Here is a 20,121-nt window from a genome sequence, read left to right as displayed (position 1 = left end):
TTTTAAGCCTCTAAAAATCAATCATTTTTTATTCACTTCACTCAAGTACTTCCCATCCAGCGCGAAAATACACTCAACAAAAAGCCCTTGGTCCAAGTCACAACCATACACATCAAAGTAGCTTTTAATATCTGCAAGAGTAAGAGAGTCATAAAACCCACCACCCTGCGGAAAGGCAATAAAACGTCGAGCCTTTGAAATTAAATTAAAGGCTTTGATGATATGGTTTGCGGTGTAACTTGGCTCTAAACGCTCAGGTGGTTTTATGCCAAGCTTTTGATAGACTTCTGCTGTTTTTTCTTCGCACCATTTGATGTTTCTTTGCTCGTAGTGCTTGAGGACTTTCCCACTTCATCAACAATCTCTTCAGTCTTAGAGTCATGGATCACCTTAGCTTTTTCCATGATGAAGACAATAATTTCTAGAGATTGCTTCGAGCTTGTGCAAATCAGTTCAGCATTTTGCGCACTGTATTCGATTGGCTTCTTATCCTTACCGACTAGTCCAACCCATCCTAGCAAGAGATGTGATACAGCACGGTTAAAACCTAATTTGGCCTTAACCGCTCCTTCATCTGTTACTGCCTTAATGCCTGCAAGCTCTTGCTCGGCTTGAATCCCATTAAGTTCAAGTGAGCGCTGGAATGATGGCTTATCAATACTCGCAATGAGTAATTTCACGCCATCTTTAAAATCAAACCATTCTTGAACGTATTCAATGGATTTCTGTTCTTCGATTTCAATTAACATGATTAAGGCCCCGCAACTACAGGAATACGTGTAAGAGTCGGTGCAACGTCCGCGACTGTGAACGAGAATTGGGTAGTTAATACATCACCAGCACCACCACTTGGCAAAGGCGCAGATACTTGAACCTTAGGTAGTTTGAGTGTGTATTTATTACCTGCAGTATCTTTCAATGAATATTCAAGGCCGATCGGCTCATTTAAGAATTGTTTTTCGTAAAGTTCTGCAGTGTTTTTGGACCATGCAATTGTAAAGTTACCACTGCCTTTCATAATGGTTTCTAAGATTGCAGCAATATTATTTTCATAGTCCAAGCACTTTTGAATTTGCATTGTATTATCAATGGTTAATTCAATCTGAGTGATGCACATTCCAGGTTTCTTTTCACCATCAATGAGGATGTCACCAGTGGATAGGCTTGTTAATGGAACAGCATCCACTGCTGGTGTTACGGTACCAGTCGGTGCAACCTCATAAGCGGTGCGCTTCATTCCCATAATTGCGAATTTAGAAGTCACAATGCCACTATCTGGAATCGATAAAGTCCACTGGTTAATGTGGCAACCAGTGAAAACTTGGAAGTTATCGATATCACTAAAGCCGCGAATAATCGAAAGTGTTCTTCGAGTAGTGCCACCAAATGTTAAAACGTTGCTACTCCAAGTATTGAAGGCAATTAGCTCTAAGACTCCATCTTGAATGCCATAAGCCCATTCAGATTCAATATCGCCTTGCACTTCAACACCAGTCACTAAAGTACCAGCTGCAATTCGTGAATCTTTGATCGTTTGTGATTCGGTGGTTTGTGCTGATGCATCTAAACCATTCGTGGTAAATGCAAATGTATTCCAAGTTGTTGCAATCACACCAGGTGATGCTTCAAAACCAACTCGGGTTAATTGTTTAGCTCCAGAACTCATTAAGTTCTCCTTAATCTAGACATAAAAAAACCTCCTTTTGGGAGGTAGGTGATAATTTACTCATTGGCTAGGTTTCAATCTGGTATTAATTTATTCTTGAAATACTCAAGATTTATTATTTGGGTAAATAGATGTGAATGATAACTTTGTAATATGCCCTCCACATTTTGAACACTGACTATCAATTGTTGCAAAATAAATGCGCATTAATTCTGAGATTGACTTACTTTCTAAATCAGGTGGTGATCCTGAAGCCAGTTTTATATTATTTATTAACTCTTGGCGCTCATTTTTAAAGCGCAAGTAATCTGCATCCATCTCAATTCACCCTAAATTCTGCTCTAACTATCTTAGCGTAAAAATTATCATCATTCATATCTTGTGGTGCATGGACTTTATAAACTTCAAGATAGGAAACACCAAAGGATTGTAAGAAGTCACGCCATTTAACACATAGATTTGTCATTTCAATCGTGCCTGTATTCTTTGGTGCAAAGCATTGGATTGAAATTGTTCCTATATCACGTATACATAGCTCATTTCCAATTCCAGCTATTTGGCTGTCTCCATATTGAATATAGACTTTGCACCAAAGTTTATTTGATGGTGGTTCAAAAGGTTTACCATCTGGAGTTTTCTGATTTTCAATACGAAGATTTGTTTTTTCCACACCATTAAATTGACCTATTCGCTTGTATATCGCCAATTCAGCCTCTGATAATGTCATCATTTATATTTACTCGTAACTGACTGGAAAGTGATTGAATAAATTCCTAATGGTGCTTGCCCAGAATGTCCATTCTCTAGAGCAATTGCGTAAGGTAAATTATTGCTAATGAATACTCTCATCCCTAATTGAATGCTCAGTACTTTAGCCATTCCATCAGCAATGGTTGTGGTACCTGATTTATCTATTTTCTGAAAGTCTTTGGTGTAATCGACACTACCAATGGAAACACGATGATTACCTCTAAAAGCCCCTGTATCGACTGGACTTTTAAGTACAACACCTTGAAGCATTGCAGCAGTGATTTTTCTTTGTAATTCTGAGCCATCACGTAATACTTGGAGTGTGAATTGTGATGGTCGCAATCCGTTCCAGCCCATAAGTTTCACCCATTAAAAAACCCACCGAGGTGGGTTGGTATAAATTTAACTTTGCAAAATAGAATCTTGCGCTTTAATCACTTGCAAATCAATTTTATCAGATAGTTCTTCTACCTCATTAAATTTCTCATCAAATAACTCCCTGTATCTTAAATATTCTTTATGATTGTCCTTGTTGCAACCTAAATTTTCATCACATAATGAATTGAATGAAATTAATTCGATATGATGCAAATCATTTAAACCCTTATTAGCCAATTCATAAAAAGACATAAGCAAAATTTTTAAATTATCTAATTCTTTATTCTTAATTAAAAGTTTTCTCTTGGTTCTATTTAAAGCTTTTAATTCCCATAGTAAAGTCTGACGATCTTCCCTATTTCTAAATTCTTTTACAGGTAAACCTTTTTCATTGATAATTTTAGCATTATAAAAACCCAATCCATTTTTAATACCAAATGATAATCTTTCTAACTCATCCAAGAGCTGAATTGTACTTTTTATCCTATGTTCAGCTCGCCAATCATTAAAAAGAACAACTGCTGCAGCTGGAGCAAGAAAGTAGGCAGATAAGGTTAGACCATCCCTAAGCACCTCGTACGCTTTACTAAAATCAAATGGGAACTGCATAATTGGATAATTACTATTTAAGAAAAAACCAATAATTAAGTAAACTAAAAAGAATATAAAAATAAATCTTCCAACTTTTTTTAACTTTTGCTTTAATTCACTATTTTCCATAATACCCCCTAATTTTAGAGAAATATTACTAAACTTTTCTCAACTGGCAAACCCAAATACTACCACTTGGATCTTTAGCTACGCTCAAAACTTTAAACTCACCACCTGCCACCCAAACATCATCAATCTGAGGCACGCCAGTTACTTCATTTTGAAGCACTGTGGCTTTTACATCCTCAACTTGGTAATCGATAGGTTTTACTAAATCGCGCTTATATGAGCCAAATACGCCACGTCCAGAGTACTGTTCAACAATCACAGTGGGATAAGTCTGCGTTTCAAAGTCGAAATCGCCTGATTGAATTTCTTTAGAGCAAGTAAATGCTGTAACGGCGTCAACAAGTTTGGTATTGAATGCCTTTGCCACTTTGGATTTGATCTTATCTCTAATCATGGCTTTGGCTCTCTTCATACATTGAAAATAGATCTTGAGCTATTGCTTGAATTGAGTAAGCCTCAAATTCCTTACTAGGCTCAAACTCTCCCATAAGACGCCTAATTCGCTGCCAAATATGTACAGCCTCATGTAGTAATAATCCATATGTTTCAATTAAAGATCGATCACTTTCTTTAATCTGAACAATTGCAAGAGAATCATCGTTGTAAAAATTTACTTGAGCATCACACCCTTTTGACATGAATTCATCAACATCATTCATATTCTCAAATAACAAATCCATATGAATTTGATTTCGAGCAAGCGTGTATTTAATATGCTGAAATGGTGATGTATACCATTCTGGTATGTAACTATTATCAATCATCCGCGGTACACCCCAAACGCAAAGCCACGTCCTTTTAAGTTGAGTGAATCAATATATGCCCGCGCAATCTGTTCATATTGAGAGATGTTACGACTACCCTCAACAAAGGATTCCTCAACCTCTACTGTGTCAGCTTTTACACGCTCATTCGTGGTTTGGCGTTCAATACCTACATATATCACTTTCGCTTGAATACCTTTGATGATTTCGCATGTGGCATCTTGCAATAGTGGATCTATTTGATTGGGAATGAAACGGATTTCATTCTTCATCCATGTATTCGCCAACTGGACAAGCCGAGCTTTATCACCATCCGGTGCAAAGCTTGCTCCTAGGATCCGTTCGGCATCAGGAATGGTAATAAAGCTCATTGTGCACCTATTATTTGGCTTTGGTTGCTTTGGTTTTTTCTTCAGCAAGTGCTGAATCAGTAGCCTGTTCCGCTTCGGCTGGGTTATTTACTTGTTCGAGTTCTGCAATTCGAGCTTTCATTGCACCCGCACTGTTTTGACATGTCGTAAGTTCATTTTGAGTTGATTCAAGCAGGGCTTTCGTAATTGCTAAATCTTCAGCAACTGCATCAAACTGCTCAAGAGGCACAAAACCAGTTGTGTCGGCAGGCTTGGATTGAATATAAACAATTTGAGCCTTTAAACTTTCCACTTCTTGTTTCAGTCCATCGTTTTCAGAAACCACCTTTTCACATTCAGCTTTTGCATTATCAAGCGTTTGCTGTAGCTCTGGTGTGATACCAATGCTTACCGTCAACTGCGTGTTTTTAACTTGATAAGATGCTGGTACATCACCACCATATTCATCAGCCTGCTCAACAAAATCACTATCTTTTACCGCAGATGCTTTACGAATCGTCCAACCGCCAGCCTGTATTTTTTCAACATTTTCATAAGAGAAATCATCGGTGAACCACAGTTTTTTAATCTTGTTTTTCATTTCCACTCCAAAAAGAAAGCCCCTTACGGGGCAATTTCTTATTTAGTTTTGATTAATACGCCTGCCGTATCTTTAAGGCTTGATGCAACCAAGTCCCAGTTTGTTGGTGTGGCAATCGCCGCATCATTTGGAGATTTACCACCGTTAGCTGTATCCCATGCAAAACCTTTAACACCAGCCCCATAAGACCATTCTGCCTGATAGGTGTATTTCAGGTTATCACCACCTGTGGTTGGCACCAATTCAGCATTAAAGTCTTGGTTATTGTTAATCGCAATCGCACCTTCAACAAGCCCTAAGGTATTGTAAGTGGTAGATGCTGGCTCACCGGATGTGCTAGACAGTGATGGAGAGTCAGTCACGACAAACAAGCGACCAAATGGGTCACGCACAACGTTCACGCCGTCATACATGAATAAGCGTTCACTGTTTGCCAAGGCATTGTCAAAAAGATTATGCATTGTGGTTGAATGAAGCACCCAAGCACGTAACGCACCTGAGCGGTCGCCCATTCGTGCAGCACCTTTATTTAATAATCGGAATGAAGCATCTGCTGTACCATCACCCTCAACCAAAGCGGACTGACTACCAATAGCAGCCACACCCGCAGAGATACCCGCATTCAACATATCCGCTAATTGCGCTTTACCTAACTGCTCTCCAATGGTAAGTGCAGCAAGTTCAGGATTTTGTAGCACCCACATATACTGTTGTTTTTCATATTCGATTGGCGGTGTACCTGCTGCAATCTTTACCGCAACATCAAGTAACTGCTCCAAACGTTTTGCCTGAACAGTTCCATTTCCATACGCATTCCGACGGCGTACGATGCCCTGAATCGCTTTAAATGATGCCTTCATATTGAAGTCACCATTAAACGGTTCATTAATCAGTGTGATTGCGCCCTGGGATGCTTCGTTAAACTTTGCAACGTCCTGAGCAACCGTTTCGGTCATTGCAATATAGGTTTGTTTGTTAAATACCTGTAAATCAAAAGGCATAAGAGTTAACTCCTAAAAATTATTGAGCGCCTGCTTCTTTTAAGTAGGCAATTTTTTCATCTTCTGTTTTGCAGTCAGCGAGAGATTTCTTGACGCCACCACCTTGACCGCCATTACCTAGGAATCCACCGCCACCCGCTTGTGAACCTTTGAGAATTGAATCTTTATGTTGGTATCCGCCAATCATTGTTTCTAAAGCTTCATCAAAGTCAGCAACTTCACCCGGACGTGAGCGTGAATAAATTTTTTGACCATCTGCGCCGTATGCAACTACTTTGCCTTCTTCGATTTTGAAATTCTTACCGAATTGGGCTTGGATCATGTCAGATGGTACGGACACCTTGTCTTGAATAAACTTAGAACGAGCAAAACCACCACCGATAAGCTCATTGTGTAATTGATTTTGGAAAGCATCACGCTCTTGGACAATTGGCGCATACTTTTCTTCAACCGCTTTAATCGCTTCGGCTTTGACCTTTTCAACTTCACCTGCATCCACAAGTTTTTTATCATCAAAGTTTTTTAAAGTTTCAATGGCTTTTTTAGCCGCAACTGGATCTTCAATCCCTTCAAATGTTTTTAAAGCTGATTCAGCTTTTTCGTAGCGTTCACGGTTGGTTTTAGCTTCTCCATTTAGACGTGCAATCGTTGCTACCGTTTGAGGTGCATCGTGTGCAACTTCTTTTCCGTCATCATGAACATAGATCGGCAGACCTTGTTCATTGGTTTCAGCGTAAGTTTTTCCCTCTACAACTACAGTTTTAAGTTTCATAAGTCATCCGACCCTTTATTTAGTTGAGCATCCGCCCGTTGAGCCATGTTCATCCGAACGTTAGGCAATAAAAAAGCACCTCGAAAGGTGCTAAATAATTTGTGTGCTTTAAGCTTTGGCTTTTAGATGTTCGCCAGTGCATGTTTGGAATGCAATTAACCACATCTTCAACCAATGATTTGCTGTATCGCGCATTACAATGGCATCTGCTTGACCATTATTAAATTTAGGTCTTAACTCATATTGCATAGCGAAAATATTGAACTTAAGGACCTTGTGATGGTCTTGCAGGTTCGTTTTTTCAAGCTTTTCCAATACTTCCCGTTCAAATAACCATACTGTACGCTTTAATCCAGTTTCTTTTGGCTTAGATTTACTCACAATCCCAACTCCTTAAACGTTTGTTCATCCATTTGCCTTAATTCAGCAATAGTGAATTTCTTACCACTTAGTGGATCAACAAATTTATCAATTGAAAACTCACCCGATTTATATAATTCAAACCTTGTTTTACCGAGAAGATTACGCTGAAATGTATCGTCTTGCCTTGCAAACCATTGTTTATACGTCTGATTAACATCAACCTGCCCAATTTTACCGTCACGCTGATCTTTAGGAATTTCTTTCACAGGACGATTATCAGCAACAAAGGGTCGAATACCATCAAGCTTCCCATCCTTATCACAACCAACCGGTACAGTACGGCAGCGATGATGATAAGGTGGCTTTTTCTGAGTGCCATCTGCTTTTTGAACTCGCCCATCTATTGATGCACAATATAAACTGGTACGCCCATCTAGGGTTGCCACATCGCGAACGTAATCAAACCCAAGGGCTTTCCATGTATCGGTATATACTCTTGAAGTGATATGTGCCCTTGCTGTTCTTACTTCTGAGTCAATCACATTCCGAGATTGATTTAGTAGACCATCGGCATAATTTAGTTTTTTAGTGCCTTTGATGCGTTGAAAGATCTGCTGATTTGTCTGCCCATTTGAAACACCATCACGAATGGTATATTCAATCTTATTACGTAGATTTTGAGCGATACTAGGAAAGATATTATCGAGCAACTGCCCACCAGCATAAGGAGCCTTCCCTGCTTTCTTTAAAAGACTTTCGCCACTTATGACAGGTGATTTTTTATCCGCAAGTTTGTAAATATACGATGCTTCATACGATGCCAAAGCCACGCCAGATATCGCAAATAACTCTGGCAACACCGTAGCTAGTGACTGCTGTAGACCTGTGATAACACCTTGAACATTTTTGAGTGAAGCCGTTGTATTACGCCCACTCATTAGAAGATTCAATTCAGTCTCAGTCAGGTCATTTAATTGAATCAGCAAATCATTTAATGCATCACTGGTGAGATTATCGAACCTCCGTAGGATTTGATTGACAGCATTCGATGATAGTCGTTGCAAGTAAGCGTTATGTTGAGTCAGCGCATCGAGTAAAGCTTGTTGAATTTCATCATTCATCATCACCACCCGAATTAGGCACATATCCATTCAACGGCGTATTTAAGCGCTGTGTTTCGATCTGCTTTTCGATTTCATCCCACTTTTCTTCAGTAAACATGCCAGTCTGTTCATATTTGTACCAAACTGACCACGGCAAATTACTACCGACGCATGCTTCATAAAGGCGTTTTGCGCGATCCTCACTGAATTTCGGCTTATTAAAGTCTTGGGAAACCACATAGCTGAGTTCTTCAGAACTTAAATCATAATTTTGCATTGCAAACTTGGCACACCAGCGCAAGGCCATGGTTAAGGCTTCACTAATATTGGATACGGCAAGCGATACAACTGAATGCTGAATAGAATCCTCGTTATCTGCCTGAGTTGCTGTTTTATTTGCAGAACCAACCTCGATCAAACGAGCACCCATTTCTTTCATCTGCCCCCATTTGTCTGTCATCAATTGTTTAGCCAAGTTATTACTTTCAGCTTGAACAATTTCAACTTTGGTTGGGAATCCACTTCGAGAGCCGATTGCAAGATCATCACGTTTAATGATTTCATACTGTTGCTCAGTCACATTTGGCAAGCAGATAGTAGGTTGGCCCACAATAAATCCCGATTCTTCTACATCGGCAGAATTGCGATAATGAGCAAGGTTTAAATCAGCAAGTTCAAGCAACGGCGCATTGTCGATTTCATCTGAGTTATCTACAGCACCACAAAATGAAAATGGAATGTAATCCCATGTTTCGCCCTTGTAATCTGTAGGTGTGTATTTCTCCCCATCAATCCATTTCTTATCCTTATCACAGGTATAAACTTGAACTGAATACACATAACGCCCACCAATCTCTTCAAGTCTTAGGACTCTGTATTGCTCTTGAAAACAGCGAGTAAATCCATCTTTACCACGAGATGACACAACCTCAATGATTTTGACAAAGCTCAATTTCTTTTGATTGCCAACGATAATGTAATCCCAGTCCACTACAGAACGTGCATTCAGCGTATGAATCATCGGAAATGCATTCTTACCCTTATCTTCATCTCTGTTACGGCTTGGTTGTACATTCGGATAATCAACATACACGGCGCAACGGTAATGCTTCATGATCAAGCGTAACATCCGCTGCGAGCATTGAAATATTGAGCGACCAGAGCCATCGGCGTTACGCTCTAAGTATTCAAGTTCATCTGGTCGCTTAAATTCAGGCAATTTATTGAATGCTGAACCGACATAACTATTCAATGTGCGCCCTGTCACGCCGTAGAACACTGCACGCCCCAAGTAATCCTGATAACGTGCATTATCCCCATCGCCAAAGGTTTCAGGTACTGGTAGATAGGTTTTTCCTTTACCTTTTACAGTTTTCTGCCCTTTACAAACATCATCTACTTTTGTCCATAAATCAAGATTTGCACTGTAGTCCGGGTGCGTCGTGTTAATTGTCATCTTCTTCGTCCAAATATTGGGATGTCTATGCGACTGACTGGTTTAATAATTGGGAATCTTTTAGCAAGCGGATAACCCCCAGCATCCCCCACATGATCAAGACCTGATTTCTTATCAGGCAGTCCAAAATCATCGTAAACTTGTTGCTCAAGCGTTTCTGTGAATCGTGGACACTTGTTTATATTTACTAGCAGTGTTCTCTCACCATCTGCATTTAAAATCAGCGCATTAACCGCGTTTATTCGATCTTTAATTGCAGGGTTTACGCCATCAGCTTCCACTCGAAATCCCGCCTTTCTTAATATCGCATGATCTGATTCGCTGGCGCTTTTTGATGATGTGGATTGTCCCGAAGCATCAGGAATCACAGTAATGTCATGAAATGGGAATCTTTCATTGAGCAGTGTTGCCATGGTAGGGGTATCTCTCACTCCTACCATCTCATCCAATGCCATAGGTCTGCCTTCACGAATCACATAAACAACCGCTGCCATTTTTAATACGTTAAAGTCCATGCCTATGATTAGTGGCTCATTTGGCTGTATCTCTGCATCAGTATTGTTGAGCTCTCGATCAAAATCGGGATAAACAGCACCACTAGTCAAGTTGACAAATTGCCCTTTTAGATATGCTGAAATTAACTGTGGTGGGTATGACTCAAATAGTGATGAAATATAATCATCTGGCAAGTTTGCTTCATTGTCATAAGTTGAAGCCTGAATCATTCCATATAGTGCGCGCTTTCTAGGTGTTAAATTTGCCTCTTTTACAAACTGTTGATGGGTGAACTTAAAGCCCTCGGGAGTAGTGGCAACATCAATACCGTTGATTAGACCGGGGTGCTTTACACGCATACGAGCAATGATTTTTCGCCACGCTTGTTGCGCCTTGACCGTTGGCATTACATCAAGTTCATCTATAAGCGCATGTCCAATCTTAAAACCTACAATCGTTTGAGGCTTTTCCATAGATCGACAAATAATTGTGCTTCGATACTGGCGGCCATAGTAGATATCTACTTCTTTATTTGATTCATAAATCTTGGTTTTCAATCCCCAATCAAATGCCACCTCATCAATAGTTGGAAAAAAGATATCCCGAATCTGCGGATAAGTTGGTGCAAAGTAGCCCAAAGGTACTTTCGGAAATTCCCAAGACTTATCACAAAGACTCGAACATCCCACCCAAGTTTTACCAGATCCAAATCCTGCGACAAATGCTCGAAACTTATTTTTGAGTTGTAGAAAATTAGCCTGAGGTACATTCAGCGTCGGATTGATGTTCGGCATTTTCTTTACTCGCGTCTACGACCTGAATGGTCACCTTAACTGGAGTAGGATCGTCAGCCCCTTCACCATCACCATTTTTAATTTTGTCAATTTCAAGTTGCTTCAATTGAGCATCTAATAATTGAATTTCGTACCCCTGCATCTCATCTTTGATTTGCTTTAATAGTTTGGTTTTCATTACACGATTGCCAGTAAGGCTGTCATACATTTTCTGTAGTTCAGTCAGACGAACAGCCTTATTTGCCAAAGGAATATCATGAATATTGGTCTGAAACTCTTTTCTAGTTCGAGTAAAAAGATCTTTTAACTTTTTACTGAGATTCTTACCTGTTGCTTTTGTTGGATCATACAGCGCTACCTGTTGTCGCAATATTTCAATATTAAATTCTTGCTTTACAGACTCTACTACCTGTTGAGGGGTTTCAAAGCAAGCAAGAGATTGAACTATAAAGATTTTTATAGGCTCCCTTAATGTTGCCATAAATGCCCCTTTGTAAAGCTACGTAAAGCAAGATAGCCAAAAAAAAGAGCCTCAAGGCTCAATTAATTAGACATGTACCGCAGCACTTGGAAATATTTAAATCTGATACAAACGGCGGGTTTTGAGCGACTTCTACCATTCGCTTGACATTCTCGCTTGCTCCCCACCGTTTAACCACCCCGATAAATTCTTCTACATCATGGCCAGCTAAATAATGTTTTGGTAAGCCTGTATGATCGCTATAGAGGATCTCCCCATCCTCGTCACGCTCAACACCAATGTGATATAGCTCATGCTCAATCAAAGCACAAAATTCACGATCGTTCGCACTTTCACAAAAGCTTGCATCAACAGTAATGAGATATATAGGTACAAACCCAAACCAGTCGCGCATTTGTTGTTCTTGTCGAGCTTTACGCCATCCACCCTGGTTAAACATTACTTTTTCACACTGGCCTAACACCATCCGTTTTTTAGCTACGGCGGCAGATGAAGCCCAAGCGAATGCTAAAAAGGTTTCATCGTCATGCAATAGCTCTGCTATGTGATCGTGGTCAGGATTATGAAGTGCACCGCCAAGAGTTAAAAAGTTAGTCATCACCCATTCTTTTAGATCCACGGCGGGTGCCAAGCGAATAGCTTCTTCTTCTTCAGCTTGATCAATCAGTTCTGTCGGTGGAAATGGTCTGATCTGTTCCATTGAAAATATGCCTCTTCAAATTCTTAAGCCACTGGGAAGCTTGGTTAGATTCAATTTGCATTGGACCAAATTCATCAATCTTATATCTATTCGCTGATTCCATCCTTACAACGGTGTAACCCATGTCAGTAGCAACATCATAACGATCCATACTCCAAGCTTTATCTTTCAGCTTACCTTTACGACCACCCGACCACGGCCCACCTGAAATCTCAACTAAAATTCTGTGTTCAATAAGATGAAAATCAAAACGCCAATGTTTTGTAGATTCAAATTGGAATAATTTCTCATACTTAATTTGGAATACATTCAACGATTGCTCAAAGTCTTCAAATGCTTCTAGGTATGCTTCTTTTGCCTTAGGCAAAGGTCTTGTTCTTGGTTTTGTTTTAACTAACTGCTTTTTAGTTAGGCTAGTGTATTGATTAATTTCCATGTAATTGAATTCTTATATTTGCAATCCATTCTTTTAATTGGATAATTTTACTATCAACCATAATCATTTCATCCCGACTCATTAATGCACGAGACAAACACTTATATTTATTAATTTCGGATTGATAACGCTTGAGATTAGCTATAGCTTCAAGTTTATTCATCTTCCCACCTAAAAAAATAAAAACCCCGCCAATATCTAGAATTGAGCAGGGTTCTTTGTGCCGTAATCCGTTCGGCTAAAATCTCACTCAGTTATTTGGCTGAGTGAGTGTTGAATAAATTAATAATTTGTAATTATTAATTCGTTGCTTCTATTACTCTTGCTCTGTACGTCAGAACCAATCGAATAAACAATTGATGTTGAATCCATCTTAAACCCGGCGAAGATTTCTCGAATCTTCGGGTGATCATTGATTGAAAGCATCACCTTGCCTCTTGCGGTTTTCATTTTTTCAGCTAAAAATTCATACTGCTCAATAGGAAAATCTACACCGTAACCTGCCGTGTCTAAATACGGGGGATCAGCATAAAAGAATGTATGTTCACGATCATAACGATCAAAACAGTTATCCCAAGGAAGGTTTTCAACATAGACACCGTCTAATCGCTGATTCGCCAGCCTTAGATTCTTTTCAATATTTGATCTATTAATGGACCGTCCAGTTGTTGTATACCCAAAATTCTGCCCTGTTACCTTTCCACCAAATGCATGCTGTTGGAGATAAAAGAATCTTGCAGCACGTTGAATATCAGTCAAAGTATCGATGACTTTCGATTTTTCCCATTCAAAGATCTGACGGCTACTTAAAGCCCATTCAATCTGGCGTACAAATTCATCTAAATGATTCTGGACTACCCGGTACAAATTAATAAGTTCGCCATTTAAGTCGTTAATAACTTCTGTTTTAGCTGGCTGATCTCGCATAAAAAATAATGCTGCGCCACCGCAAAAAAGTTCTACGTAACAAGAATGGTCTGGGAATTTTGGTAATAATTCCTTAGCAAGCCGAGATTTTCCACCTTGCCAAGGGATAATTGGTTTGTTTTTTGGTTTAATCTCCATGTTTTTCCACTTTATAAGGTCGCTCAGGGCAATCTAGTGGGGCATTCGAGATGCTCAAAAAATTAATTGTTTTACATCGAGGACATTTAATTTCTAAGGTTGTATAAATTCCCTTACCTAATAAACGTCCACATGACCGACAATTGATTAATTGCATTAATTATTTCCTGTGCAAAAGCATAAATTTTTGATAGCCTTTGCCAGTCGTGATCACGATGGCTGGGCTTGGCTTTTGGCAGGTCACATCTGTCAAGAGATCGGCACACTGTTAGCGCAGTGTGTCGTTCCCAGTTCTAAACGACAAAAACTCGGTATCTTTTTGAGATCCGAGTTTTTTTTGCCCTATCCTTACGGCTTTCTTACGTGAGGCATTACGCTACTCTCTACTTTGATTGCCACCTTATAGGCACGGTACTAATCAATTTTCGATTTCGATATTAATCTTTTAAGGCGGGTCATCACTCCCAATTATGATTGTCGATTTCCTGCATATCCTATTCATGCGCGATGAACTGCATGGGTTGTACTCTCTTTCGTGGAGTCTCAACGTTGCTAATCAAAGCTGATTAACCTGAAGCATTCACTTATTCATGTTATTTTCCTTTGTGAGTCACTTGTGCGTGTCACAAGCACCTTTATAAAATTCAGACATTAAAAAACCTCGCATTGCGAGGTTTTAGACGGCGGTGTTATACAAATTCGCCAAGATATCACAAATATGCCATACCCTGTATATACAGTCAAGTGGATTCAATATCCTTAATTTGTTTTTCAACTTTTATAAATTTTTCAATTAAAAAGTGTGGATATCGTGATTTTATGAAAGCTAAACCACATTTAATATCCTGCTGAATTTGAGCTATATAAGTATCATTGCTTTTAGCTATATCTCGCAATGACTCACCCATTACGTAATGCCACCAAATTGAACCGATCCAGTCCTGAACAACCTCATCATCTATAGTTTGTAGATCAATTAATAATTTTTGTATTGCTCTTGCTTCATTGCTATTTAATTCACAGCAAATACCCTTGCGCTTTACACACAAACGATCAATAAAATTTTCATCTTTCATGTACATTGCAAGCAGTTTTTCTCTTTGCTTTTGGGTAATACGTTTTATTGGCATTGTTTTTACAATACGGACCATTGTTTCATTATCCCCTTTTATCCAAGCCCCTAACTGGCGACACCACTCCTCAAAGCTGTACTTTTTCCAATCTGTTGCCTGCATAATTGTAATTGCTGCATTCATATAATCACCCTTTCAACCGTCTAATTTCTTCAATCGCCTTGCCACTTTTCACCTGTTCAGTGCTATACCTAAACACTAAATAACCCAGTTCTTGAGCTGAGTTATATTTCTCCATATCTGCTATGTAACCTTTACCCCTTGTATGTCTGCCATTGCTCCAAATACCTCCTTCAACTTCAATTAAAATCTTGGTACCAGCAATATGAAAATCAGCTCTCCATTTTCGATTTTCATTGAACTGATACTCTTGTTTAAATTCGATTCCGTAAGCTCTCAAATGCTGAATTAATGTTGCTTCACCATCACTTACAACACGGTCTTTTTTTAATGAATTACAGCGCTTTGATTTTCTTTTTACCTTAGGCGCGTATTTCTTTTTATATTCAGCAATTGAGATGCTTTCCACTTATGCAGCACCTCTTAGAATATTTTCATGCGTAAAGTTTGAGATAACCAAAGCTTTAGCTAGATATGGAGATACTGAATTTCCTACCATTCTGTTTTGCTCAGTTTTGGTTAATTTTACGGTTTGGCCTAACTCATCAATGCCATAACTAAAAATGTAAGTAAGTGGAAATCCTTGGGCTTTAAACAATTCAACTGGCTGTAACATGCGTAAGCCAATATCTATGATTTGGTGTAATACCCCTTTAACCATAACCAAGCCAAAACGTTCTTTTGCCGTTATTGTTCTTAATGGATCACTTAGACTATTCCCATCTTTTTCGTTGCCGTAAAACGCAGTTAAAAATGCTTGAACAGCTGCAAAATGGCCTGCACTAGAAGTAATCGTATGCAATGGATCTTTTGCATCTTGTCCTATACACCCTTTCCTTAGCTTGACCAATGTTCCTGTAACAAGGCTGTTGTGATCTTTGCCAGTAATGGTACTTACAGGATCTGTAATCTTATTCCCGACGACACCAGTAAAATGCTTTGCTAGAAATGCAGTTACCAATGCATGATGACCACCTTTCACTTGAGCACAAATAGTTCTTAATGGTTCATTTGCTGGCATACATCTTGGTGATGATGTATTTGCAATTTCAGTCATTAATGGCGCTGTAATTTTTTCATTATTAATTACAAACGGATCTGTATTATTAATAATATGACGTACAAGGCCAGTCGCTACACGGCGGCATGTGGCGTCTGCTAATGCTTTTTTTCGATCAAAAATACTTGGACAAGGAATTGACCAATCTATGCATTCAGCTGCAGAACGCCAAGGTTTTAATTTTCCACTTTTAACAGCAACTGAGCTTGGATCTGCGTGTGTTGGTTTAGGCCAAATAATTGGTAAACCATCTCGACGAGCTACCATGAAAAACCTTTTTCGAATTGTAGGCGCTCCATAATCACATGCTCTTAACTCACGCCATTGGACCTCATATCCTTGATGACGTAATGCGTTCACAAAACATCGAAAGGTTTCGCCTTTACGCTTAGGACATGGCTTACCATCTTCTGCCAACCTCCCCCACGTTTTAAATTCTTCTACATTTTCCAACATGATTACACGTGGACGAGTTTTAGCTGCCCAACGTAATGCCACCCAAGCTAATCCTCTAATTTTCTTCTCAACAGGTTTACCGCCTTTAGCTTTAGAAAAATGTTTACAATCAGGACTTAACCAAACTAATCCAACAGGTTGATTACCAGTAACCTGAATTGGATCTATATCCCATACAGACTCACAATAATGTTTTGTTTCAGGATGATTGGCTCGATGCATTGCCAATGCCTTAGCATCGTGATTAATCGCTATATCAACAGGTCTACCAAATGCCTGCTCAAGCCCTGTTGAAGTGCCCCCACCACCTGCAAAGTTATCAACGATTAATTCATGGGGTAATAAATTAAAATTCATGCCTCTACCCCTTTAACTTTAGACTTGAACCCAAGTTGATCAAGGTAAGGTTTAAAACTTTGGCGCTCTTTAGGATCTGAAAGTTTTGCAGCAATACGCCCTGCTAATTTTTCATATGTTTCACCAGGTGAGCTGTACTTGCTACTCACTTCAGGTAAATGAGCAAGTTTGCTAGCAAACATGTAGAGCTGATTGATTGAGGCAAATTTGACCTCGTTCGAATCTAGTTGAACAGTTGAAGATTTAGATTGATGAAGAGGTTTATTTAATTTTTCATATTTGTAATACGCACGAATTAACCACTGACCTAAGAAAAATAATTTCATTTGATCTGAATGATTGCGATCCTTGTTGTAATCCTCATACGCTAAAATTTCAAGATTTAACCAAGAAGCATTGATTATGTTCTCAGCATTTACGTTCGTATTGATCGAAGTAATTTGAGATTTCAAAATTTTAAAATCAAGCCAATGGTTTTTATTATTTTGATAGTGTCTTTTGATAGTTGTATTTTGTGTGTTAAAAATTTTTACTAGTAGAGGTAAAATATTTTTACTACTCTGGTTAAAACTTTTTACTAGTAAAGATTTTTTACTAGGGAAATTCATGTAAATTTCGCCTATTAATTGATCAGATTCTATCCTTTTTAATGGGTAGTTAAAATTATTAACTAGCTCATTTTTGAATAATACAAATTCTTTAACTAGTAAATATTTTTTACTAGGGAACCTAAATAATTCACCAATATCATAGTTATCGAGCAATGAATAAACGTTGCCATATTTTGACTGATCATGTTTTTTAACAAGGCCAACTTTAACCAATTCATTGCAACATTTAACAACAGTCGGGCGGCTTTTGCCTGTTAGTTCTTCTAGTTGAGTCAAAGAAAGTGCGTCGCACTCCTTGGTCCATCCACGAGTTTTTCTCACTATCACAAGATAAATCTTGACTGACGCATCACCAATTTTATTCATTGCATGGTCTACAAATGCGTTGGCGACCATGAATGAATTGGGCACAAATTTACTCATACATCACCAGCCTTATCATTTACTTGAATGAACCGACCAAACATCAAAATTTCACCCGCACGATTTAAACTAGAAATAATCTCACTAGCTTGATAAATGGTTAAACGATGATCACAGGTTAAAATTTCTATGAATTCATCCCGTGTTACTGCAGCATTAGACTCATCACGCTTAATCTTGCGTAAATTTGCACGGCGTACATTTAAAATGCTTTCAAGCGAATTTAATGCAGGCTCAAACCATGATTGAGTCCACTGGACTTGCTTATATTCAGGTGCTTTCTGAAATGCTCTATTTGTCATAAAACCCCCACCAAAATTTGCCTGAAATTGTCCACTGTGCTAAATTAAAGATCTTCATTGTTTATCCTTGTGATGAATGAGCAGAAAAAGCTTGAGCTGCAATCTCAGGCTTTTTTTGTGCCAGTTGTTTTACAAAAACTCTGAATACATTCTTTAATACATTTGAATTCTTATGTGTGTACGATGTATTCAATGTATACGTTTGTTTACATTCAGTTTTATGTGAAAAATTAGACTCATTTAAAACAATTAGGTTTTCAGCTATGAGTCTTTGTTTAATTGCTTCTCTAATCCAGTCACTTCGATTCACACTATTGTTTTCAATTGCTTCATTCCAATTAGAAGGAAGTCGTGTTGACGCCAAAACATCTAATTTTGGCTGCTCGATTACAACCGTTGTCATAAAATTCACCTATTTATTTAAGAAGATCGAAATTAGTCCTTAACTTAAGGATCGTGCTTAGTGTGAAGGTCTTCTTTTCGAAATTCATAACTGGTCCAAAGAAGTTAAAGATGGCGAACATATTTTCGCTACAAGCAAATCAAGTGCTCGACCTTTTTCATACTGAACGCTTTGTTGGGTTTCTTTCAAAATTCGAGAAACAGAGCTTTGTGTAATTCCTGTTTCAAGACTGATTTTTTGTTGGGTGTACCCTTTTGAATGTAAAAGTTGAATTTTCTCTTTAAGGGTCATTTTTAAATTTCCTCGCACTATGATTTTTATATTTTATGCGTGTTTGCATAATTGTCAATGCATATGTGGGTTATTTCTTTTTATTTATGCTTTTTCGCATAGAATGTGTTTAAAACAAAGGTTGTAATGTTATGAGCTACTTAATATCGAATATTGAATTTCTTCTAAAAAAACATAAAACAAATCCTAATGATCTTGAGCAACAGAACCCAAGAATCAAACAATCGACTATTTTTCGTATTCAAAGCGGCGTTACTAAAGATCCTAGAAGGTCTACTCTTGAGCCCTTTGCTGAATGGGCTGGAGTTGCAGTAAGTGACTTATTTGATAAAGATTTAAGTAAGTCTGAAGACGATGCCGTTGGATTTAAGAAATTTGATATAGAAGCTTTCAAAAAACAATACAATATTCCTGACAGTGAAGATGCTGTATTGTTTTCTAGAGTAATAGAAAAACCAGTCATACTTTCGAAAAGATGGGTACCTGTAAAAGCTTATAGCAAGATGGGTATGGACGGTTTTTTTACTGATATGGGTTATGAAGGTAATGGTGGAGATGGTTATATTCCAACACATTCTGCAGGTGATAAAGCTTATGGTATAAAGGGTACAGGAGATTCTATGTATCCAGCTATACGTAATGGATGGTATGTTGTCTGTGATCCAGATGCTGTGCTTACTCCATCCGAATTTGTTCAAGTATGTTTAAAAGATGGTCGTTGTACGATCAAAGAATTTATTGGGATTCATAACAATGTGCTTAATTTATTGGCAGTGAATGGTGGTGAACGACTTACTTTTGATATGGATGATGTTGAAAGCATCACAGCTATTACAGATATTGTTCCACCTAGCCAGCATAAACATGAACATCCGAATGCCAATTAATCAGTATTAAAAAAATCAATTAATCTACAAGTATCTATTTAGCTCACTTAAAGTGAGCTTTTTTTTGGCTGTAACATAAGAATTAAAAAAATAATGCAATTATGCATAATTCCATATTGCATTATTTAATGCATATATGCATAATTATTTCACCAGATAACAAAAAAGCGCATCGACCTCGAA

At 38.4% G+C, this 20,121-nt stretch carries 30 protein-coding genes; 1 reads left to right on the top strand and 29 read right to left on the bottom strand.

What is annotated here, in order from left to right; translation table 11 throughout:
* Nucleotides 1–263: 263 nt before the first annotated feature.
* From AC4CUY_RS07940 to AC4CUY_RS07800, 29 genes are all read right to left on the bottom strand, one after another.
* A complete protein-coding gene (locus tag AC4CUY_RS07940; protein WP_490773942.1) occupies nucleotides 264–749 on the bottom strand; it encodes a phage-derived protein YdaY family protein in 486 nt (161 codons plus the stop codon).
* A 2-nt stretch (nucleotides 750–751) separates the two neighbouring features.
* A complete protein-coding gene (locus tag AC4CUY_RS07935; protein WP_490773941.1) occupies nucleotides 752–1,666 on the bottom strand; it encodes a phage tail tube protein in 915 nt (304 codons plus the stop codon).
* Nucleotides 1,667–1,771: 105 nt separating this feature from the next.
* The gene (locus tag AC4CUY_RS07930) at nucleotides 1,772–1,984 is read right to left on the bottom strand and encodes a hypothetical protein (RefSeq protein ID WP_490773940.1); all 213 of its coding nucleotides are present in this window, start codon (nucleotides 1,982–1,984) and stop codon (nucleotides 1,772–1,774) included.
* 1 nt (nucleotide 1,985) lies between these two features.
* Nucleotides 1,986–2,396: a hypothetical protein gene (locus tag AC4CUY_RS07925; protein ID WP_490773939.1), complete on the bottom strand. Its 411-nt coding sequence runs from the start codon at nucleotides 2,394–2,396 to the stop codon at nucleotides 1,986–1,988.
* Nucleotides 2,393–2,773 (bottom strand): hypothetical protein, encoded by a 381-nt coding sequence (locus tag AC4CUY_RS07920; protein WP_490773938.1) that lies wholly within the window; start codon nucleotides 2,771–2,773, stop codon nucleotides 2,393–2,395. Before AC4CUY_RS07920 ends, AC4CUY_RS07925 begins: the two co-directional genes overlap by 4 nt.
* Before the next feature lie 45 nt (nucleotides 2,774–2,818).
* The gene (locus AC4CUY_RS07915) at nucleotides 2,819–3,514 is read right to left on the bottom strand and encodes a hypothetical protein (protein ID WP_490773937.1); all 696 of its coding nucleotides are present in this window, start codon (nucleotides 3,512–3,514) and stop codon (nucleotides 2,819–2,821) included.
* A gap of 28 nt (nucleotides 3,515–3,542) precedes the next feature.
* The gene (locus AC4CUY_RS07910) at nucleotides 3,543–3,905 is read right to left on the bottom strand and encodes a glutamate 5-kinase (RefSeq protein ID WP_490774661.1); all 363 of its coding nucleotides are present in this window, start codon (nucleotides 3,903–3,905) and stop codon (nucleotides 3,543–3,545) included.
* Entirely contained in the window at nucleotides 3,901–4,278 is a 378-nt protein-coding gene (locus AC4CUY_RS07905; protein ID WP_490773936.1) for a hypothetical protein, read from the bottom strand. The genes AC4CUY_RS07910 and AC4CUY_RS07905 overlap by 5 nt, the downstream gene beginning before the upstream one ends.
* Nucleotides 4,275–4,649, bottom strand: a complete 375-nt coding sequence (locus AC4CUY_RS07900; RefSeq protein ID WP_490773935.1) for a hypothetical protein — start codon at nucleotides 4,647–4,649, stop codon at nucleotides 4,275–4,277. The genes AC4CUY_RS07905 and AC4CUY_RS07900 overlap by 4 nt, the downstream gene beginning before the upstream one ends.
* Before the next feature lie 10 nt (nucleotides 4,650–4,659).
* On the bottom strand, nucleotides 4,660–5,229 hold the full coding sequence (locus AC4CUY_RS07895) for an Ish1 domain-containing protein (RefSeq protein WP_490773934.1): 570 nt from the start codon (nucleotides 5,227–5,229) through the stop codon (nucleotides 4,660–4,662).
* A 38-nt stretch (nucleotides 5,230–5,267) separates the two neighbouring features.
* Nucleotides 5,268–6,230, bottom strand: coding sequence for a major capsid protein (locus tag AC4CUY_RS07890; RefSeq protein ID WP_490773933.1), 963 nt, complete (start codon nucleotides 6,228–6,230; stop codon nucleotides 5,268–5,270).
* A 19-nt stretch (nucleotides 6,231–6,249) separates the two neighbouring features.
* Nucleotides 6,250–7,002 (bottom strand): DUF6651 domain-containing protein, encoded by a 753-nt coding sequence (locus AC4CUY_RS07885; protein ID WP_490773932.1) that lies wholly within the window; start codon nucleotides 7,000–7,002, stop codon nucleotides 6,250–6,252.
* Nucleotides 7,003–7,110: 108 nt separating this feature from the next.
* Nucleotides 7,111–7,383, bottom strand: coding sequence for a hypothetical protein (locus tag AC4CUY_RS07880; RefSeq protein ID WP_490773931.1), 273 nt, complete (start codon nucleotides 7,381–7,383; stop codon nucleotides 7,111–7,113).
* Entirely contained in the window at nucleotides 7,380–8,489 is a 1,110-nt protein-coding gene (locus AC4CUY_RS07875; RefSeq protein WP_490773930.1) for a phage head morphogenesis protein, read from the bottom strand. Before AC4CUY_RS07875 ends, AC4CUY_RS07880 begins: the two co-directional genes overlap by 4 nt.
* Nucleotides 8,479–9,924, bottom strand: coding sequence for a DUF4055 domain-containing protein (locus AC4CUY_RS07870; RefSeq protein ID WP_490773929.1), 1,446 nt, complete (start codon nucleotides 9,922–9,924; stop codon nucleotides 8,479–8,481). Before AC4CUY_RS07870 ends, AC4CUY_RS07875 begins: the two co-directional genes overlap by 11 nt.
* Nucleotides 9,921–11,213 (bottom strand): terminase large subunit domain-containing protein, encoded by a 1,293-nt coding sequence (locus AC4CUY_RS07865; protein ID WP_490773928.1) that lies wholly within the window; start codon nucleotides 11,211–11,213, stop codon nucleotides 9,921–9,923. Before AC4CUY_RS07865 ends, AC4CUY_RS07870 begins: the two co-directional genes overlap by 4 nt.
* Nucleotides 11,173–11,694 (bottom strand): DUF2280 domain-containing protein, encoded by a 522-nt coding sequence (locus tag AC4CUY_RS07860; RefSeq protein ID WP_490773927.1) that lies wholly within the window; start codon nucleotides 11,692–11,694, stop codon nucleotides 11,173–11,175. Before AC4CUY_RS07860 ends, AC4CUY_RS07865 begins: the two co-directional genes overlap by 41 nt.
* 58 nt (nucleotides 11,695–11,752) lie before the next feature.
* A complete protein-coding gene (locus AC4CUY_RS07855) occupies nucleotides 11,753–12,394 on the bottom strand; it encodes a putative metallopeptidase (protein ID WP_490773926.1) in 642 nt (213 codons plus the stop codon).
* Nucleotides 12,354–12,830: a hypothetical protein gene (locus AC4CUY_RS07850; RefSeq protein ID WP_490773925.1), complete on the bottom strand. Its 477-nt coding sequence runs from the start codon at nucleotides 12,828–12,830 to the stop codon at nucleotides 12,354–12,356. Before AC4CUY_RS07850 ends, AC4CUY_RS07855 begins: the two co-directional genes overlap by 41 nt.
* A complete protein-coding gene (locus AC4CUY_RS07845; RefSeq protein ID WP_490773924.1) occupies nucleotides 12,820–12,993 on the bottom strand; it encodes a hypothetical protein in 174 nt (57 codons plus the stop codon). Before AC4CUY_RS07845 ends, AC4CUY_RS07850 begins: the two co-directional genes overlap by 11 nt.
* Before the next feature lie 119 nt (nucleotides 12,994–13,112).
* On the bottom strand, nucleotides 13,113–13,895 hold the full coding sequence (locus AC4CUY_RS07840; protein WP_490773923.1) for a DNA adenine methylase: 783 nt from the start codon (nucleotides 13,893–13,895) through the stop codon (nucleotides 13,113–13,115).
* Complete coding sequence (locus AC4CUY_RS07835; protein ID WP_081407365.1) at nucleotides 13,885–14,052, bottom strand: Com family DNA-binding transcriptional regulator; 168 nt, start codon at nucleotides 14,050–14,052, stop codon at nucleotides 13,885–13,887. Before AC4CUY_RS07835 ends, AC4CUY_RS07840 begins: the two co-directional genes overlap by 11 nt.
* Nucleotides 14,053–14,635: 583 nt before the next feature.
* Entirely contained in the window at nucleotides 14,636–15,151 is a 516-nt protein-coding gene (locus tag AC4CUY_RS07830) for a hypothetical protein (RefSeq protein ID WP_490773922.1), read from the bottom strand.
* Between the two features lie 4 nt (nucleotides 15,152–15,155).
* Nucleotides 15,156–15,557, bottom strand: coding sequence for a DUF559 domain-containing protein (locus tag AC4CUY_RS07825; RefSeq protein WP_490773921.1), 402 nt, complete (start codon nucleotides 15,555–15,557; stop codon nucleotides 15,156–15,158).
* Nucleotides 15,558–17,021: a DNA cytosine methyltransferase gene (locus AC4CUY_RS07820; RefSeq protein ID WP_490773920.1), complete on the bottom strand. Its 1,464-nt coding sequence runs from the start codon at nucleotides 17,019–17,021 to the stop codon at nucleotides 15,558–15,560.
* A complete protein-coding gene (locus AC4CUY_RS07815) occupies nucleotides 17,018–18,055 on the bottom strand; it encodes a replication protein (protein ID WP_490773919.1) in 1,038 nt (345 codons plus the stop codon). Before AC4CUY_RS07815 ends, AC4CUY_RS07820 begins: the two co-directional genes overlap by 4 nt.
* Nucleotides 18,052–18,357: a hypothetical protein gene (locus AC4CUY_RS07810; RefSeq protein ID WP_490773918.1), complete on the bottom strand. Its 306-nt coding sequence runs from the start codon at nucleotides 18,355–18,357 to the stop codon at nucleotides 18,052–18,054. Before AC4CUY_RS07810 ends, AC4CUY_RS07815 begins: the two co-directional genes overlap by 4 nt.
* Before the next feature lie 61 nt (nucleotides 18,358–18,418).
* Entirely contained in the window at nucleotides 18,419–18,760 is a 342-nt protein-coding gene (locus tag AC4CUY_RS07805; protein WP_490773917.1) for a hypothetical protein, read from the bottom strand.
* An 84-nt stretch (nucleotides 18,761–18,844) separates the two neighbouring features.
* Nucleotides 18,845–19,051 carry a helix-turn-helix domain-containing protein gene (locus tag AC4CUY_RS07800; RefSeq protein ID WP_490773916.1) on the bottom strand — a complete coding sequence of 69 codons (207 nt, stop codon included), beginning with the start codon at nucleotides 19,049–19,051 and terminating at the stop codon, nucleotides 18,845–18,847.
* 131 nt (nucleotides 19,052–19,182) lie between these two features.
* On the opposite strand from AC4CUY_RS07800, the gene AC4CUY_RS07795 reads away from it, so the two are divergent.
* Nucleotides 19,183–19,938, top strand: coding sequence for a S24 family peptidase (locus AC4CUY_RS07795; protein WP_490773915.1), 756 nt, complete (start codon nucleotides 19,183–19,185; stop codon nucleotides 19,936–19,938).
* Nucleotides 19,939–20,121: the final 183 nt, after the last annotated feature.

Source organism: Acinetobacter sp. 778_lipA, assembly GCF_058242985.1.
The sequence above is the reverse complement of the archived record's forward strand: the minus strand, read 5'-3'. Positions and strand labels throughout refer to the sequence as shown.

Excerpts from the sequence above, each read along its gene's own strand:
- AC4CUY_RS07940 (WP_490773942.1), bottom strand. The coding sequence starts at position 749 with ATGTTAATTGAAATCGAAGAACAGAAATCCATTGAATACGTTCAAGAA.
- AC4CUY_RS07935 (WP_490773941.1), bottom strand. The coding sequence starts at position 1,666 with ATGAGTTCTGGAGCTAAACAATTAACCCGAGTTGGTTTTGAAGCATCA.
- AC4CUY_RS07930 (WP_490773940.1), bottom strand. The coding sequence starts at position 1,984 with ATGGATGCAGATTACTTGCGCTTTAAAAATGAGCGCCAAGAGTTAATA.
- AC4CUY_RS07925 (WP_490773939.1), bottom strand. The coding sequence starts at position 2,396 with ATGATGACATTATCAGAGGCTGAATTGGCGATATACAAGCGAATAGGT.
- AC4CUY_RS07920 (WP_490773938.1), bottom strand. The coding sequence starts at position 2,773 with ATGGGCTGGAACGGATTGCGACCATCACAATTCACACTCCAAGTATTA.
- AC4CUY_RS07915 (WP_490773937.1), bottom strand. The coding sequence starts at position 3,514 with ATGGAAAATAGTGAATTAAAGCAAAAGTTAAAAAAAGTTGGAAGATTT.
- AC4CUY_RS07905 (WP_490773936.1), bottom strand. The coding sequence starts at position 4,278 with ATGATTGATAATAGTTACATACCAGAATGGTATACATCACCATTTCAG.
- AC4CUY_RS07900 (WP_490773935.1), bottom strand. The coding sequence starts at position 4,649 with ATGAGCTTTATTACCATTCCTGATGCCGAACGGATCCTAGGAGCAAGC.
- AC4CUY_RS07895 (WP_490773934.1), bottom strand. The coding sequence starts at position 5,229 with ATGAAAAACAAGATTAAAAAACTGTGGTTCACCGATGATTTCTCTTAT.
- AC4CUY_RS07890 (WP_490773933.1), bottom strand. The coding sequence starts at position 6,230 with ATGCCTTTTGATTTACAGGTATTTAACAAACAAACCTATATTGCAATG.
- AC4CUY_RS07885 (WP_490773932.1), bottom strand. The coding sequence starts at position 7,002 with ATGAAACTTAAAACTGTAGTTGTAGAGGGAAAAACTTACGCTGAAACC.
- AC4CUY_RS07875 (WP_490773930.1), bottom strand. The coding sequence starts at position 8,489 with ATGATGAATGATGAAATTCAACAAGCTTTACTCGATGCGCTGACTCAA.
- AC4CUY_RS07870 (WP_490773929.1), bottom strand. The coding sequence starts at position 9,924 with ATGACAATTAACACGACGCACCCGGACTACAGTGCAAATCTTGATTTA.
- AC4CUY_RS07865 (WP_490773928.1), bottom strand. The coding sequence starts at position 11,213 with ATGCCGAACATCAATCCGACGCTGAATGTACCTCAGGCTAATTTTCTA.
- AC4CUY_RS07860 (WP_490773927.1), bottom strand. The coding sequence starts at position 11,694 with ATGGCAACATTAAGGGAGCCTATAAAAATCTTTATAGTTCAATCTCTT.
- AC4CUY_RS07855 (WP_490773926.1), bottom strand. The coding sequence starts at position 12,394 with ATGGAACAGATCAGACCATTTCCACCGACAGAACTGATTGATCAAGCT.
- AC4CUY_RS07850 (WP_490773925.1), bottom strand. The coding sequence starts at position 12,830 with ATGGAAATTAATCAATACACTAGCCTAACTAAAAAGCAGTTAGTTAAA.
- AC4CUY_RS07845 (WP_490773924.1), bottom strand. The coding sequence starts at position 12,993 with ATGAATAAACTTGAAGCTATAGCTAATCTCAAGCGTTATCAATCCGAA.
- AC4CUY_RS07840 (WP_490773923.1), bottom strand. The coding sequence starts at position 13,895 with ATGGAGATTAAACCAAAAAACAAACCAATTATCCCTTGGCAAGGTGGA.
- AC4CUY_RS07835 (WP_081407365.1), bottom strand. The coding sequence starts at position 14,052 with ATGCAATTAATCAATTGTCGGTCATGTGGACGTTTATTAGGTAAGGGA.
- AC4CUY_RS07830 (WP_490773922.1), bottom strand. The coding sequence starts at position 15,151 with ATGAATGCAGCAATTACAATTATGCAGGCAACAGATTGGAAAAAGTAC.
- AC4CUY_RS07820 (WP_490773920.1), bottom strand. The coding sequence starts at position 17,021 with ATGAATTTTAATTTATTACCCCATGAATTAATCGTTGATAACTTTGCA.
- AC4CUY_RS07815 (WP_490773919.1), bottom strand. The coding sequence starts at position 18,055 with ATGAGTAAATTTGTGCCCAATTCATTCATGGTCGCCAACGCATTTGTA.
- AC4CUY_RS07810 (WP_490773918.1), bottom strand. The coding sequence starts at position 18,357 with ATGACAAATAGAGCATTTCAGAAAGCACCTGAATATAAGCAAGTCCAG.
- AC4CUY_RS07805 (WP_490773917.1), bottom strand. The coding sequence starts at position 18,760 with ATGACAACGGTTGTAATCGAGCAGCCAAAATTAGATGTTTTGGCGTCA.
- AC4CUY_RS07800 (WP_490773916.1), bottom strand. The coding sequence starts at position 19,051 with ATGACCCTTAAAGAGAAAATTCAACTTTTACATTCAAAAGGGTACACC.
- AC4CUY_RS07795 (WP_490773915.1), top strand. The coding sequence starts at position 19,183 with ATGAGCTACTTAATATCGAATATTGAATTTCTTCTAAAAAAACATAAA.